General features: G+C 74.1%; 16 protein-coding genes and 1 pseudogene. 10 read left to right on the forward strand and 7 right to left on the reverse strand.

Annotated elements, in window-relative coordinates:
• Positions 1-487 (reverse strand): annotated as a pseudogene (locus ABZW14_RS04195) (hypothetical protein); the annotation flags it as partial.
• A gap of 162 nt (positions 488-649) precedes the next feature.
• On the opposite strand from ABZW14_RS04195, the gene ABZW14_RS04200 reads away from it, so the two are divergent.
• Genes ABZW14_RS04200 through ABZW14_RS04210 form a run of 3 tightly spaced genes read left to right on the forward strand, consistent with a single transcriptional unit; the run spans position 650 to position 3,280 of the window.
• Positions 650-1,501 (forward strand): ABC-2 family transporter protein, encoded by an 852-nt coding sequence (locus ABZW14_RS04200; protein ID WP_355339537.1) that lies wholly within the window; start codon positions 650-652, stop codon positions 1,499-1,501.
• Positions 1,494-2,315, forward strand: a complete 822-nt coding sequence (locus ABZW14_RS04205) for an ABC-2 family transporter protein (RefSeq protein ID WP_355339540.1) — start codon at positions 1,494-1,496, stop codon at positions 2,313-2,315. Before ABZW14_RS04200 ends, ABZW14_RS04205 begins: the two co-directional genes overlap by 8 nt.
• Positions 2,312-3,280, forward strand: a complete 969-nt coding sequence (locus ABZW14_RS04210; protein ID WP_355339543.1) for an ATP-binding cassette domain-containing protein — start codon at positions 2,312-2,314, stop codon at positions 3,278-3,280. Before ABZW14_RS04205 ends, ABZW14_RS04210 begins: the two co-directional genes overlap by 4 nt.
• Positions 3,281-3,290: 10 nt before the next feature.
• Here the strand turns inward: ABZW14_RS04210 and ABZW14_RS04215 are convergent, their stop codons facing one another.
• Positions 3,291-3,851 carry an XRE family transcriptional regulator gene (locus tag ABZW14_RS04215; RefSeq protein ID WP_355339545.1) on the reverse strand — a complete coding sequence of 187 codons (561 nt, stop codon included), beginning with the start codon at positions 3,849-3,851 and terminating at the stop codon, positions 3,291-3,293.
• A 66-nt stretch (positions 3,852-3,917) separates the two neighbouring features.
• Here ABZW14_RS04215 and ABZW14_RS04220 point away from each other — a divergent pair, with 66 nt between their 5' ends.
• Positions 3,918-4,757, forward strand: coding sequence for an AzlC family ABC transporter permease (locus tag ABZW14_RS04220; RefSeq protein ID WP_355339547.1), 840 nt, complete (start codon positions 3,918-3,920; stop codon positions 4,755-4,757).
• A complete protein-coding gene (locus ABZW14_RS04225) occupies positions 4,751-5,059 on the forward strand; it encodes an AzlD domain-containing protein (protein WP_355339550.1) in 309 nt (102 codons plus the stop codon). Before ABZW14_RS04220 ends, ABZW14_RS04225 begins: the two co-directional genes overlap by 7 nt.
• A 58-nt stretch (positions 5,060-5,117) precedes the next feature.
• On the opposite strand, the gene ABZW14_RS04230 is transcribed toward ABZW14_RS04225, so the two are convergent.
• The 3 genes from ABZW14_RS04230 to nadA all read right to left on the reverse strand — a co-directional run bounded on the left by ABZW14_RS04230 (position 5,118) and on the right by nadA (position 8,531).
• A complete protein-coding gene (locus tag ABZW14_RS04230; RefSeq protein WP_355339553.1) occupies positions 5,118-5,717 on the reverse strand; it encodes a DUF3043 domain-containing protein in 600 nt (199 codons plus the stop codon).
• A 68-nt stretch (positions 5,718-5,785) separates the two neighbouring features.
• Complete coding sequence (gene murA, locus ABZW14_RS04235; protein ID WP_355339556.1) at positions 5,786-7,198, reverse strand: UDP-N-acetylglucosamine 1-carboxyvinyltransferase; 1,413 nt, start codon at positions 7,196-7,198, stop codon at positions 5,786-5,788.
• Positions 7,199-7,355: 157 nt separating this feature from the next.
• On the reverse strand, positions 7,356-8,531 hold the full coding sequence (gene nadA, locus ABZW14_RS04240; protein ID WP_355339559.1) for a quinolinate synthase NadA: 1,176 nt from the start codon (positions 8,529-8,531) through the stop codon (positions 7,356-7,358).
• A gap of 44 nt (positions 8,532-8,575) precedes the next feature.
• On the opposite strand from nadA, the gene ABZW14_RS04245 reads away from it, so the two are divergent.
• The 4 genes from ABZW14_RS04245 to ABZW14_RS04260 all read left to right on the forward strand — a co-directional run bounded on the left by ABZW14_RS04245 (position 8,576) and on the right by ABZW14_RS04260 (position 11,993).
• Positions 8,576-9,736, forward strand: coding sequence for a glycerate kinase (locus tag ABZW14_RS04245; RefSeq protein ID WP_355339562.1), 1,161 nt, complete (start codon positions 8,576-8,578; stop codon positions 9,734-9,736).
• Positions 9,737-9,902: 166 nt separating this feature from the next.
• Positions 9,903-10,271 carry an iron-sulfur cluster insertion protein ErpA gene (erpA, locus tag ABZW14_RS04250; protein WP_091320045.1) on the forward strand — a complete coding sequence of 123 codons (369 nt, stop codon included), beginning with the start codon at positions 9,903-9,905 and terminating at the stop codon, positions 10,269-10,271.
• A 202-nt stretch (positions 10,272-10,473) separates the two neighbouring features.
• Positions 10,474-11,448 (forward strand): carbohydrate kinase family protein, encoded by a 975-nt coding sequence (locus ABZW14_RS04255; RefSeq protein WP_355339565.1) that lies wholly within the window; start codon positions 10,474-10,476, stop codon positions 11,446-11,448.
• A complete protein-coding gene (locus tag ABZW14_RS04260; RefSeq protein ID WP_355339568.1) occupies positions 11,445-11,993 on the forward strand; it encodes an ATP-binding protein in 549 nt (182 codons plus the stop codon). The genes ABZW14_RS04255 and ABZW14_RS04260 overlap by 4 nt, the downstream gene beginning before the upstream one ends.
• Positions 11,994-12,002: 9 nt before the next feature.
• On the opposite strand, the gene ABZW14_RS04265 is transcribed toward ABZW14_RS04260, so the two are convergent.
• On the reverse strand, positions 12,003-12,230 hold the full coding sequence (locus ABZW14_RS04265) for a sulfurtransferase TusA family protein (protein WP_355339571.1): 228 nt from the start codon (positions 12,228-12,230) through the stop codon (positions 12,003-12,005).
• 55 nt (positions 12,231-12,285) lie between these two features.
• Positions 12,286-13,437: an aminotransferase class V-fold PLP-dependent enzyme gene (locus ABZW14_RS04270; RefSeq protein ID WP_355339574.1), complete on the reverse strand. Its 1,152-nt coding sequence runs from the start codon at positions 13,435-13,437 to the stop codon at positions 12,286-12,288.
• A gap of 171 nt (positions 13,438-13,608) precedes the next feature.
• Here ABZW14_RS04270 and coxB point away from each other — a divergent pair, with 171 nt between their 5' ends.
• Positions 13,609-14,580 carry a cytochrome c oxidase subunit II gene (gene coxB / locus ABZW14_RS04275; RefSeq protein ID WP_355339577.1) on the forward strand — a complete coding sequence of 324 codons (972 nt, stop codon included), beginning with the start codon at positions 13,609-13,611 and terminating at the stop codon, positions 14,578-14,580.

Below are 14,580 nucleotides of genomic sequence, written 5' to 3' on the forward strand. Positions count from 1 at the left end.
CCAGGTCGTCAGGCCCGGCAGGACTGACGGGGTACGACCCGCGCCGCCGGTCCAGGTCGTCAGGCCCGGCAGGACTGACGGGGTACGACCCGCGCTGCCGGTCCAGGTCGTCAGGCCCGGCAGGACTGACGGGGTACGACCCGCGCCGCCGGTCCAGGTCGTCGGGTCCCGCGGGGTAGGTGGCGCGCCGCCGGTCGAGGTCGTCGGATCCGGCGGGGCTGACGGGATACGCGCCGCGCCGCCGGTCCATGTCGGCCGGCCCGGCCGGGCTGACCGGGTATGCGTCCTCGCCACCGGGCGCCGGGCTGACCGGGTGCACCTCGGCCCGGCCGACCACGGCCCGGCCACGGGGCGCGGGCGGGGTCAGGTACTCGAGGCCGATGTCGCCCGGATAGCGCTGCCCCGGGAACTGCGGGTGCCACTCGTGGGTGGGTTCGGCCGCCCAGGAGGGCTCGGCCGGCTCGCGCCAGCGGTCCCAGCCGCTCATCGGGAGACCCTGTCGCCGCCCGCGCGGCGCGGCCCCGGGGCCGGCTCGCGTCGCTCGCTCACGGCGATGTCACCTCGTTGGAAATTGTCGCGCTGGGCACCCCGTCGTGCCGGTAGAGTCGCCCGGTCCAGCACGTCGTGGCTGCGGATGGAGGGTAACGGCGTGGGCTCTGTCACCGCCACTGTGGCACCGCCCACGGAGCCAAACGTTACCCGATGGTTTCGGACATTCGGCGCGATAGCCGCCTCGGGCTTCCGGCGGCACGCCACCTACCGGCAGGCCGCCGTGGCGGGGGTGGTGACCAACACCGTCTTCGGGTTCCTGCGCTGCTACATCTTCCTGGCGGTGGCGGGCGCGGCCGGCACGGTGGCCGGCTACGACCGGGCCCAGCTCGGCACCTTCGTGTGGGCGGGGCAGGGGCTGCTCGCGGTGATCGCGATCTGGGGCTGGACCGAGCTGGCCGACCGGATCCGGACCGGCGAGGTGGCCGCCGACCTGCTCCGCCCGGTGCACCCGGTGACCAGCTACCTCGCCACCGACCTGGGCCGGGCCGGGTTCGCCTCGCTGGCCCGGCTGCTGCCGCCGGTGGTGATCGGCCCGTTCTTCTTCGACGTCTACCTGCCCCGGCACTGGGCCACCCTGCCGCTCTTCGGGCTCTCCGTGCTGCTCGCCGTGGTGGTCTGCTTCGGCTGCCGCTACCTGGTCAACGCCAGTGCGTACTGGTTGCAGGACGTCCGCGGGCCGATGATCCTCTGGACGCTCGGCTCCGGCGTGCTGGCCGGCCTCTACTTCCCGCTCGGTTTCCTCCCGGGCTGGCTGGAGGCCACGCTGCGGTACGCCACCCCGTTCCCCAGCCTGTTGCAGGTCCCGCTCGACGTGCTGGTCGAGCGGGAGCCCATGCCGACCGAGCTTGGCCTGGTCGGGCTCCAGGTCGCCTGGGCGGTGCTGCTGCTGGCGCTGTGCCGGCTGGTGCAGCGCCGGGCCGAGCACCGGCTGGTGGTGCAGGGTGGCTGAGCCGGCGACGCCGGGCGGGGCCTGGCGGGCGTACCGGGCGCTGCTCGGGGCGCAGGCCCGGTCGCAGTCGGCGTACCGGACCTCGTTCGTGGTGGACCTGGTCGGCAACATGGGCGCCACCGTGTTCGACGTCATGACCGTGCTGGTGCTCTTCGGGGTCACCCGGGAGCTGGGCGGGTTCACGCTCCGCGAGACGCTGGTGGTCGTCGGGCTGTCGTCGTCCGCGTTCGCCACCGCCGACCTGCTGGTCGGCAACATCGAGCGGCTGCCCCGGTACGTCCGCACCGGCCTCTTCGACGCCGTGCTGGTCCGGCCGCTGGCCGCGCTGCCCCAGCTGCTGCTGATGGACCTGCCGCTGCGCAAGGTCTCCCGGGCGGTCTTCGGGCTGGCCGTGCTGGTGTTCGCGCTCGCCTCGGCCGGCATCGACTGGACGCCGGGCCGGGTGGCGCTCGCGCTGGTCGCCCCGCCGGCCGCCGTGGTCTTCTTCGCCTCGGTCTTCGTCACCACCGCGACGGTGTCGTTCTACTGGATCGACTCGGGCGAGCTGGCCAACTCGGTCACCTACGGCGGGCGCGACTTCACCTCGTACCCGATCACCGTCTACGGCGGCTGGTTCCGCGCGCTGTTCGCGTACGGGATGGGTTTCGCCTTCGTCAGCTACCACCCGGCGCTGGCGCTGCTGGGCCGGGCCGACCCGCTGGGCCTGCCGGCCTGGGTGGGCTGGGCCGCGCCCGGCGTGGCGCTGGTCGCCGCGGCCGTCGCCGCCGTGGCCTGGCGCGTCGGGATCCGCCACTACCGGAGTACGGGGTCATGAGCGTCATCGAGATGGACGGGCTGCGCAAGGACTTCACCGTCCGGGTGAAGGCCGGGCGGCTGCGCCGGGAGAAGCGCACGGTCACGGCGGTCGACGGGGTGGACCTGCGGGTGGAGCGGGGCGAGATGCTCGGCTACATCGGCCCGAACGGCGCCGGCAAGTCGACCACGCTGAAGATGCTCACCGGTGTGCTGATGCCCTCGGCGGGCCGGGCTCGAGTCTGCGGGCTGCGGCCGGTGACCGACCGGACCCGGCTGGCGCTGCGCATCGGGGTGGTCTTCGGGCAGCGTTCGCAGCTCTGGTGGGACCTGCCGCTGCGGGACTCGTTCGCGCTGCTGCGGCACGTCTACCGGGTGCCGGCCGCCGAGCACGCGGCCCGGCTGGCCCGCTGCCGGAGCCTGCTCGACCTCGACGAGTTCCTGGACACCCCGGTCCGGCAGCTCTCCCTGGGCCAGCGGATGCGCGGCGAGCTGACCGCCGCCCTGCTGCACGGCCCCGAGGTGCTGTTCCTGGACGAACCGACCATCGGGCTGGACGTGGTCAGCAAGCAGGCGGTCCGCGGCTTCCTGGCGGAGCTGGGCCGGGCCGGCGACACCACCCTCGTGCTCACCACCCACGACCTGGCCGACATCGAACGGCTCTGCCGGCGGCTGGTGGTGATCGACCACGGGCGGGTGGTGCACGACGGCTCGATCGCCGCCCTGCACAGCCGGTACGGCTCCCGCCGGATGGTGGTCGCCGAGCTGGACGCGGCGCTGCCCACCCCGCCGGTGCTACCCGGCGCGCCGGTGCAGCGGGTCGAGGCGGACGGGCGCCGGCTGGTCTTCGCGCTGGAGTCGGCGAGCGTCGCCGAGGTGGTGGCCGGGCTGGCCGGTCTGGCCACCCTGCGGGACATCTCGATCGTGGAGCCGGACATCGAGGAGGTCGTGGCCCGGCTCTACCGCGCCCCGGCCGGGGTGGGTTGAGCGCCCGCGCTCACGGGTGCTCCATCACGAGCACGGCGAAGGTGCCAGGAGCCAGCGCCTCGTACCGGTGCGGGATGTCGCCGGGGAACGTGGCGTAGTCGCCCGGTCCCAGCTCGACCGGGTCGGTCTCGGGGCCGACGCGCATCCGCCCGGCCGCGACCACGACGTGCTCGACGCTGCGCGGGGTGTGCGCCTCGGCGACCCGTACCGCCCCGGGCTCCAGCTCCATGACGTAGACGTCGCGCCGTGTGTGCGGCGCGCCGGCGGCGAGCAGGGTGGCCGAGAAGTCGGCGTGCTCGGAGCGGATCCGGGGACCCTCGCCGGCCCGGACCACCCGCACGGCGGCCACGGGCGGTTCGACCAGGCGGCTGAACGGCACGCCCAGCGCCACCCCGAGGGCCCAGAGGGTCTCCACGCTCGGATTGCCGGCCCCGGACTCCAGTTGCGACAGGGTGGACTTGGCGATGCCGGCACGGCGGGCCAGCTCGGTCAGCGACAGGCCCGCCCGGTCGCGCTCGCGGCGCAGGGCGGCCGCGATGGTGGCGAGCGGGGGAGCGGGTTCTGTCGCCATTGTTCGCTCCATCGGTCTGTTTGTTCGGTTTGACGAACGCGGGTATTCGTGTTCAGGATAATGGACATGCGTACGGCATATCGAACGGGCGACGGCCGGATCCTCAGGGACGTCGCCGCCATCGGCGCGGCGATGCTCGCCGTGGGCGCCTCGTTCGGCGCCGTGGCGGTGGCCGCCGACCTGCCCGCGTGGGCCACCCTGGCCATGTCGGTGCTGCTCTACGCCGGTGGCGCCCAGTTCATGGCCGTGGGCCTCATCGCGGCCGGCAGCCCGCTCGCCGCGGTCCTCGCCGGCCTGCTGCTCAACGCCCGGCACCTGCCGTTCGGTCTGGCCCTCGGCGGCGCCCTGGGCGCGCGGCGCTGGCAACGGCTGCTCGGCAGCCATCTGATGACCGACGAGGCGACCGCGTTCGCGCTGGCCCGCCCGGCCGGTCCCGGGCGGCGGCGGGCGTTCTGGCTCGCCGGGGTGCTGCTCTTCCTCGCCTGGAACGCCGGCACGGCGCTCGGCGTGCTGGCCGGCGGCGCGGCCGGCGACCCGGGCGCCCTGGGGCTCGACGCCGCCTTCCCGGCCGGGCTGGCGGCCCTGCTCCTGCCGAGCCTGCGCGACCGGGAGACCCGCCGGGTGGCGCTCACCGGCGCCGGGCTGGCCGTGCTGGCCACCCCGCTGCTGCCGGCCGGGCTGCCGGTGCTGCTCGCCCTCGCCGCGCTGGTCCTGCCGGTGTGGAGCCGCCGCCGGTCGGCCGCCGCGCCGGACGGCTCCCGGCTCGCCCTGGACGGCTTCCGGCTCGCCGCGGACGGATCCCGGGCCGCACCGGGCGGTCCGGAAGCCGCGCCGGACGATCCCGTCGGCCGTCCGGCGGGCGACGAGGCGGGACGGGTCGTACGGGCCGGGGAGGCGTCGTGCTGATCGTGGTGATCCTCGCCCTGGCCGCCGGCACCTACGGCTTCCGCGTCGCCGGGGTGCTGCTGCGTGACCGGCTGGAACTGCCCGAGTGGTCCCGTCACCTGCTGCCGGTCGCGGCCGCCGCGCTGCTGGCCGCGCTCGCCGCCACGGCGGCGCTGACCGAGGCCGGCGGCTTCGCCGGTTACGCCCGGCCCGCGGGCGTGCTCGTCGGCCTGCTGCTCGCCGGGCGCCGGGCGCCCTTCGTGCTGGTCGTGGTCGCGGCGGCCGGCACCACCGCGCTGCTGCGCCTGCTCGGGGTGGCCTGACGACGACACCGGCCCCTCCCCGCCAGGGCGGAGAGGGGCCGGCGACGGACGGGCTTGGTCAGATCTTGTCGCCGATGTTGACCCGCGGCGCCGGGGCACGCATCTTGCGGAACGTGATCGACCGCATGATCGCGTAGAAGTAGAGCGAGCCGAGCCGCTCGGTGCTCTTCGGGTAGCGCTCGCGGACCAGCTTCTTGATCTTCCGCGAGATCAGCACCGAGTCGATCACCACACCGAGCGCCAGCGCGCCCCACAGCAGGTTCGACAGCAGCCGGACGATCGGCGGCATGGCCTGGTTGGAGCCGAGCAGCACGATCAGCGCGCCGCCGAAGAACCAGGTGCCCACCGTGCGCCGGGAGTCGACCACGTTGCGGGCCAGCAGCCGCTCGGGGCCCCGGTCGCGCGGGCCGCCCTCGCGGCGGAACTCGGCCGCCGACTCGGCGCGCGCCACGCGGCGCTGCTCCCGGGCCTCCTCCTTCGTCAGCGGCTTCGCGGGCCCGGCGACGCGCCGGCCGGCGGCTGGGCGCTTCGGGGTTTCGCGCCCCTTGGCGGGCGTGTAGCCCCGGGAACGGGCAGCGGCGGACGCCTCGTCGGTCGTCACCGGGGTGACGGACTCCTCGACCAGGTCGGTGGGCTTACGGCGAAACAGCGACGGCACGCGGCAAGGGTAGCCAAACAGCCGCGCCCGGTGCACATCGCGGTGCACCGGGCGCGGGTGTGACGTTGTCAGGGGCGCTCGACGTGCGCGCCCAGGTCGGCCAGCTTGGCCTCGAAGTCCTCGTAGCCCCGGTTGATGAGGTCGACGCCGTAGACCCGGGAGGTGCCCTCGGCGGCCAGCGCCGCGATGAGGTGGCTGAAACCGGCCCGCAGGTCCGGGATGACCAGGTCGGCCGCGTGCAGCTTGCTCGGGCCGGCGATCACCGCGGAGTGCTTGAAGTTGCGCCGGCCGAAGCGGCACGGGGTGCCGCCCAGGCAGTCCCGGTAGACCTGGATGTTGGCGCCCATCGAGTTCAGCGCCTCGGTGTAGCCGAGCCGCTGCTCGTAGACCGTCTCGTGGACGATCGACAGGCCGCGGGCCTGGGTGAGCGCCACCACGAGCGGCTGCTGCCAGTCGGTCATGAAGCCCGGGTGCACGTCGGTCTCCAGCGCCACCGCGTTCAACTCGCCGCCCGGGTGCCAGAACCGGATGCCGCCCTCCTGGCCCGGCCGGCCGCCGCGCGGCGGGCGGAGGTCGGTCACCTCGTACTCGCCGCCGACCGAGCGGAAGAGGTTCAGGAAGGTCATCATGTCGGCCTGCTGGGCGCCGAGCACCTCGACGTGACCCCGGGTGGCCAGCGCGGCGGCCGCCCAGCTCGCCGCCTCGATGCGGTCCGGGATCGGGCGGTGGGTGTAGCCGCTGAGCCGCTTCACCCCCTGGATCTCGATCACCCGGTCGGTGTGCACCTTGATGATCGCGCCCATCTTCTGGAGCACACAGATCAGGTCGATGATCTCGGGCTCGACCGCCGCGTTGCGCAGCTCCGTGACGCCCTCGGCCATCACCGCGGTGAGCAGCACCTGCTCGGTGGCGCCCACGCTCGGGTACGGGAGGGCGAACTTCGTGCCGTGCAGCCCGTTCGGCGCGGAGAGGTGCAGCCCCTCCGGGGTCTTGTCCACGGTCGCGCCGAACTCGCGCAGCGCCTGGAGGTGGAAGTCGATCGGGCGCGGCCCGATGTGGCAGCCGCCCAGGTCGGGGATGAACGCGTGGCCGAGCCGGTGCAGCAGCGGGCCGCAGAACAGGATCGGGATGCGGCTGGAACCGGCGTGGACGTTGATCTGGTCGGTGCTGGCGCTCTCGACGTTGGACGGGTCGAAGACCAGCTCGCCGTCCTCCTCGCCGTCGCTGACCTTGACGCCGTGCAGGCCGAGCAGCCCGCGGACGACCTCCACGTCGCGGATCCGCGGCACGTCGAACAGCCGGCTGGGGGTGTCGCCCAGCAGGGCGGCGACCATCGCCTTGGACACGAGGTTCTTCGCGCCGCGCACGCGGATCCGCCCTTCGAGCGGAGTGCCTCCGTGTACGACCAGGACGTCGTCGGTCAACGCAACCTCCAGCGCGTTGGTGCTGCCGTGTAGATGAGTCAGGTGCACGATCTGCATCGCTACCCGAATGGCGGTCCGGTCAAAACGGTCCGCGTGCATCGTCGCCCCGGCAGCATAGCCCTCCGTGACGAGAATGGAATCGGTCACATCACCAGCGAGGGCACGAACCGGGGATTCCGGTGCGTTTCCGTACCAGTGATGTGACCGAGGGTGATCAGGCGCCCGGGAGGGCGAGCATCTGGTCCAGCGCGGTCCGCGCGTGCCCGGCGGTGTCCGGGTCCACGGTGATCTGGTTGACCACCCGGCCGGCGGCCAGCTCCTCCAGTGCCCAGACCAGGTGCGGCAGGTCGATCCGGTTCATCGTCGAGCAGTAGCAGACCGCCCGGTCGAGGAACATGATCTGCTTGTCGGGGTGAGCCAGCGCCAGCCGGCGGACCAGGTTCAGCTCGGTGCCGACCGCCCACGCCGAGCCGGCCGGGGCCGCCTCGATGGTCTTGATGATGTATTCGGTCGAACCCACCTGGTCGGCGGCCGTGACGACCTCGTGCCGGCACTCCGGGTGGACCAGCACATTGACCCCCGGCACCCGCTCGCGCACGTCGTTGACGCTGTCGAGGGTGAACCGGCCGTGCACCGAGCAGTGCCCGCGCCACAGGATCATCTTCGCGTCGCGCAGCTGCTCCGGGGTCAGCCCGCCGCCCGGCTTGTGCGGGTCGTAGAGCACGCAGTCGTCGAGCGAGAAGCCCATCTCCAGGACGGCGGTGTTGCGGCCCAGGTGCTGGTCGGGGAGGAAGAGCACCTTCTGCCCCTGCGCGTACGCCCAGTCCAGCGCCCGCTTCGCGTTGGACGAGGTGCACACCACGCCGCCGTGCCGGCCCACGAAGCCCTTGATGTCCGCCGAGGAGTTCATGTAGGTCACCGGGACGGTGTCCGCGGCGATGCCCAGCTCGGTCAGCACGTCCCAGGCGGTCTCGACCTGCGACAGCACCGCCATGTCGGCCATCGAGCAGCCGGCGGCGAGGTCGGGCAGGATCACCTTCTGGCGGTCCGAGGTGAGGATGTCGGCGCTCTCGGCCATGAAGTGCACGCCGCAGAAGACGATGTACTCCGCGTCGGGGCGGGCCGCCGCCTCCCGGGCCAGCTTGAACGAGTCGCCGGTCACGTCGGCGAACTGGATCACCTCGTCGCGCTGGTAGTGGTGGCCCAGCACGAAGACCTTCGTGCCGAGCGCGGCCTTCGCCGCGGCCGCCCGGGCCACCAGGTCCGGGTCGCTCGGCGCGGGCAGGTCACCCGGACACTCCACGCCACGTTCGGTGGCGGGGTCGCTGCCGCGGCCGAGGAGCAGCAGCGCAGTGGCGGTGTTGGAGGGCTCAACCCAGGTCGAAGTCACGCCTCCCATGGTCCCACAGCGGGACGGCCGCGCGGCCGCCACGGATGTGGCCTGCCACACTGCTCGGCATGCGCGTGCTGCTCTGCCCGGACAAGTTCGCCGGCACGCTGCCGGCCCAGGAGGTGGCCGCCGCGGTGGCCGAGGGCTGGCGGGAGGTCGCGCCCGCCGACGAACTGCTGGCCCGGCCGCTGGCCGACGGCGGCCCCGGGTTCGTGGCCGTGCTCGCCGAGGCGCTCGGCGGCCGGCTGCTGCCGGTGCCCACCGTCGACCCGCTCGGCCGGCCTGCCGCCGGTGAGATCCTCCTCACCGACGACGGCGTGGCCTACCTGGAGAGCGCCCAGGCGTGCGGCCTGCACCTGCTCACCCCCGCCGAGCGGGACCCCAAGGCGACCACCTCCTACGGGCTCGGCCTGCTGGTCGCCGCCGCGGTCGAGGCCGGGGCACGGACCGTCGTGGTCGGCCTGGGCGGTTCGGCCACCAACGACGGCGGCGCCGGGCTGCTCACCCCGCTCGGGGTCACCCCGCTGGACGAGGCGGGCCGGGCCCTGCCGTACGGCGGGGCGGCCCTCGCCGCGGCGGCCGCGCTGGACGGGGCGCCCCGGCTCCGCGGCGTGGCCCTGGTCGCCGCCACCGACGTCGACAACCCGCTGCTCGGGCTGCACGGCGCCAGCAACGTGTACGGCCCGCAGAAGGGCGCCACCCGCGCGGACGTGCTGCTGCTCGACGCGGCGCTGGAGCGCTGGGCGGGGGTGCTGGAGAGGGGCCTGCCGGGCTGCCCGTCCGGGCTCGGCGCGCTGCCCGGCGGCGGCGCGGCCGGCGGCCTCGGCGCGGCGATCCTTGCGCTCGGCGGCCGGTGCGAGTCCGGCATCGGCCTGGTCACCCGGGCGATCGGCCTGGACGCCGCGCTGGACGCCGCCGACCTGGTGATCACCGGGGAGGGCTCCTTCGACCACCAGTCGCTGCGCGGGAAGGTGGTCGCCGGGGTGGCCGGCGCGGCCCGGGATCGGGGCGTGCCCTGCGTGGTGCTGGCCGGCCGGGTGAGCACCGGCCGGCGGGAGGCCGCCGCGGCCGGCGTGACCGAGGCGCACAGCCTGGTCGAGCACTTCGGCGGCGAGGAACGCGGGGGTGTGGAGGCGGCGATGGCCCGCCCGGCCGAGGGGCTGCGCGCGCTCGGCGCCCGGCTGGCCCGCCAGTGGAGCCGCTGAGCCCGCCCTGGCCTGCGGCGCGGCTCACCCGGCGCGGCTCGTGCCACCGGAGGTGCCGCCCCGGTGGGCGGCGTACGATCGGAGCTGGACCACACCGGGAATCATTGGCGGACGCGCGGCGTTGGCCAGTGCGTCCGGACCCCATACCGCGCAGGGAGACTTCCACGTGACCACGCCAGCGCAGACCGAGTCGACCGAGGCCAAGGCCCCCAGCACCGTCGTCCTCACCGACGTCGCGGCGCAGAAGGTCAAGGCCCTGATCGAGCAGGAGGGCCGTGACGACCTGCGGCTCCGGGTCGCCGTGCAGCCGGGCGGCTGCTCCGGCCTGCGGTACCAGCTGTTCTTCGACGAGCGGTCGCTCGACGGTGACGTCGTCACCGACTTCGGCGGTGTCGAGGTCGTCGTCGACCGGATGAGCGCCCCCTACCTGGCCGGCGCCACCATCGACTTCGCCGACCGGATCGACGCCCAGGGCTTCACCATCGACAACCCGAACGCCGGCAACTCCTGCGCCTGCGGCGACTCGTTCAGCTGAGCCGACCGGGCCGACGACGCCTGCCTTGACGGCGGGACCATCCCTCACGGGCTGGTCCCGCCGTTTTTCGTGCCGAACGCGGGTGTCCGGGCGGTGACGTCCGGATGTGCGGGGGACGACCGGTTGTCGACCGACCCCCGTCCGGCCGGTCGGGGCGACCGGTAGGCTGACCCGCGCCGTGCTCCCGACCACGAGGGTTGACATGAAGATCGCCGTGACCGGCTCGATCGCGACCGACCACCTGATGAGCTTCCCCGGCCGGTTCGCCGACCAGCTCCTCGCCGACCAGCTGGACAAGGTCTCGCTGTCCTTCCTCGTCGACGAACTGGTGCTCCGGCGCGGCGGCACCGCCGCGAACATCGCCTTCGGGATGGCCCAGCTCGGGCTGCGCCCGGTGCTGCTCGGCGCGGTCGGCGCGGACTTCGCCGACTACCGGTCCTGGCTGGAGCGGCACGGCGTCGACTGCGACTCGGTGCACGTCAGCGAGATCGCGCACACGGCCCGTTTCGTCTGCACCACCGACACCGACATGTGCCAGATCGCCTCGTTCTACGCGGGCGCGATGAGCGAGGCCCGCAACATCGAGCTGGCCCCGGTGGCGCAGCGGCTCGGCGGCCTCGACCTGGTGCTGGTCAGCGCCAACGACCCGGCCGCGATGATCCGCCACTCCGCCGAGTGCCGGGAGCGCGGCTACGCCTTCGTGGCCGACCCGTCGCAGCAGCTCGCCCGGATGGACGGCGCGGACGTGCTCGGCCTGGTCGACGGCGCCGACTACCTGATGACCAACGAGTACGAGAAGTCCCTGCTCCAGAGCAAGGCCGGTCTGAGCGACGCCCAGCTGCTGGACCGGGTGAAGGTCCGGGTCACCACCCTGGGCAAGCAGGGCGTGGAGATCGCCGGGCGGGACGTGGGCACCATCCACGTGCCGATCGCCCGGGAGATCCAGGCCGTCGACCCGACCGGCGTCGGCGACGGGTTCCGGGCCGGCTTCTTCGCCGCCCTCAACTGGGGCGTCAGCCTGGAGCGGGCCGCGCAGGTCGGCTGCCTGCTCGCCACGCTCGTGCTGGAGAACTTCGGCGGCCAGGAGTACGAGGTCCGCCGGGACCTGTTCGTCAAGCGGCTCGCCGAGTCGTACGGCGACGCGGCCGCCGAAGACGTCCGGCCGCACCTGCTGTGACCGCCCCGCGGCCCGGGGTGGACCCGAACGCGGTCCGCCCCGAGGCCGGCGCCCCGGTGCTGGTCGCCTTCGCGGGGCTGCCCGGCGTGGGCAAGACCACCCTCGCCCTCCGGGTCGGCGCCGCGCTGCGCGCCCCCGTCCTGCCGGTCGACCCCGTGGAGCAGGCCCTCGGCCGGTACGGCCTGGTCGGCGACGTGCCCGGGATGGCCGCCTACGGCGCGGTTGCCGGACTGGCCGAGGTGCAACTCGGGCTCGGGCTCAGCGTGGTGGTCGACGCCGTGAACCCGGTGGCGAGCGCGCGGGGCCTCTGGCACGACCTGGCCGAGCGGGCCGGCGTGCCGCTGCGGGTCATCGAGGTGCACTGCGGCGACGAGGCGGAGCACCGCCGCCGGGTCGAGGCCCGGCCGCCCGACCAGCACCACCCCACCTGGGAACAGACGCTGCTGCGCCGCGCGGAGTACGAGCCGCTCATCGGCCCCCGCCTGGTGGTCGACACGGCCGTCGACGCCGACCCGCTGCCGGGGATCCTGGCCTACCTCCGCTGAGCCCGCCGGTCAGTGGCTGCGGCGCACGTCGTAGCCGGGGCCGTCCGGATGCGCGGCCACGAACTCCTGGCCGCGCATCCGGCACCAGGCCGGGATGTCCACGGCCGCGGCGGGATCGTCGGCGAGCACCCGGACGACCGCGCCGACCGGCAGCTCGGGCAGCCGCCGGGCGAGATTGATCACGGGCAGCGGGCAGCGCTGGCCCCGGCAGTCGAGCACGTCGTCCGGCTCACTCACCGGGTCTCCCTCGTTCGCGACTGCGGGGCTCGCAGGAGCGGCTCACTCGTCGCGCTCACAGGCCGGTCACCCCCGCCTCGGCCCGCAGCCCGGCGACGATCCCGGGCAGCTCGGCCAGGAACCGGTCGACGTCCGCCTCGGTGGTCTCCCGGTGCAGCGAGACCCGGATGTTTCCGTGCGACAGCACGCCCATCGCCTCCAGCACGTGCGACGGCCGCAGCGTCGAGGAGGTGCACGAGGAGCCGGAGGAGACCGCGAAGCCCCGCCGGTCCAGCGCGTGCAGGAGGGCCTCGCCGTCCACGTACAGGCAGGAGAAGGTGACCAGGTGGGGGAGCCGGTCCACCGGGTCGCCGACGACCTCCACATCCGGCACCTCGGCCGCCACCCGGGCCCGGATCCGGTCGACCAGCGGCCCCAGCCGGGCCGCCTCGGCCGCCGCGTCGGCCGCCGCCGCGCGCAGGCTCGCCGCCGCGGCCACCACCGCCGGCAGGTTCACCACCCCCGGGGTACGCCCCGACTCCCGCTCGTCGGCCGGGAACGGCGACTCCCAGCGGGTGCCCTTGCGCACCACCAGCAGCCCCACGCCGGGCGGGCCGCCCCACTTGTGCGCGCTGGCGCTCAGCACCGACCAGCCGGCCGGCAGCGGCGCCCGGCCGGCGAGCTGCGCGGCGTCGACGTACAGCGGGACCCCCGCCTCGGCACACAGCTCCGCCGCCGCGGGCACCGGCTGCACCGTGCCCACCTCGTGACTCGCCCCGATCAGGGCGGCCAGGGCCACCCCGGGCGCGGCCACCGCCGCCGCCCAGGCGTCCAGGTCCACCCGGCCGAGCCGGTTCACGGGTACGCCCACCGCGTCGCCCCCGCCGGCCACGTGCCGCTCCGCGGCGTGCAGCACCGCCGAGTGCTCGATCGCCGAGTGCACCAGCGCCGTCCCGGCCCGGCGCCGCCCGGACAGGCCGCCGAGCACGGCGGCGTGCGCTGCCGCCGTACCGCTGGGGGTGAAGGAGAGCTCGTCGGCGCGGACGCCGAGGGTCTGCGCGGCGGCCTCGCGGGCGGCGTCGAGGAGCTGGCGGGCCCGGCGGGCCTGGCCGTAGAGCCTCGCCGGATCGGCCCAGCCGTCGTCCAGGGCAGCCAGCAGCGCCTGCCGCGCGACCGGGTGCAGCGGGGCGGCGGTGGCCGCGTCCAGGTAGACCGGGTGCTCGCTCACGAAGGTCCACGCTATCGCGCCGGTACGCCCAAGATCTCCCCGATGGGGGCGGACAGTGACCCCAAGACGGTCAGGCCCGCCATGGTCGAGTAATCTGCGACCGTCGGTGACGCCTTTGCCGTCGGTGTCGAGCGAAACAATCACCGCGGCGCGCTAGGGAGGCAGGACCAGGTGGTCGCAAGGAGTTCGGAGGTACGGCCGTCGGCCGTACGGCACAGCGCTTCCTCGGGGGCCGGCGGGGGCCGGCGGCGTGGTGCTGGTCGACTCGCCGGGCTCGGTCTCGGTGGGGCCGCGCTGCTGGTTCTGCTCACGGGCTGCGACGTCGGCAAGACGTTCGGCGGCTTCGGCTGGCCCCAGGGCGGCATCACCCCCGAGTCGCACCGCATGTACGACCTGTGGATCGCGTCCTGCATCGCGGCCCTCGCGGTCGGCGTGTTCGTCTGGGGCCTGATCTTCTGGTGCGTGATCCGCTACCGGAAGCGCGGCAACGAGCTGCCGGTGCAGACCCGCTACAACCTGCCGATGGAGTTCCTCTACACCATCGCGCCGATCCTCGTGGTCTCCGTGCTCTTCTACTACACCGCGGTGGTGCAGACCGACGTGGTGAAGGAGTCGAAGAACCCCGACGTCACCGTCGAGGTCGTCGCCTTCAAGTGGAACTGGCAGTTCAACTACCGCGACGGCCAGGGCCGCGACGCCAACACCGTCGCCTCGGTGCTGGGCACCAGCGAGGTCATCCCGGTGCTGGTGCTGCCGAGCGGCAAGTCGATCCGGTTCGAGGAGCAGAGCCGCGACGTCATCCACTCCTTCTGGGTGCCGGAGCTGCTGTTCAAGCGCGACGTCATGCCGGGCAACATCCGCAACACCTTCGAGGTCTCCAGCATCGACCAGGAGGGCGCGTTCGTCGGCCGCTGCGCCGAGCTGTGCGGCAGCTACCACGCCTTCATGAACTTCGAGGTGCGGGTCGTCTCCTTCGACAAGTACCAGCGGTTCCTGGACGCCAAGAAGGCCGGTAAGTCGACCCAGGAGGCACTCTCGGCGATCGGCGAGAACCCGTACGCCACCGAGACCGTGCCGTTCAAGACGCGGCGCAACACCTCGAACTTCAACCCGTCCGACGCGACGGCCGGCGCGGGAAGCTGA

Origin of the sequence: Micromonospora sp. NPDC004551 (assembly GCF_040609975.1) — a bacterium.
Taxonomy (GTDB): domain Bacteria; phylum Actinomycetota; class Actinomycetes; order Mycobacteriales; family Micromonosporaceae; genus Micromonospora.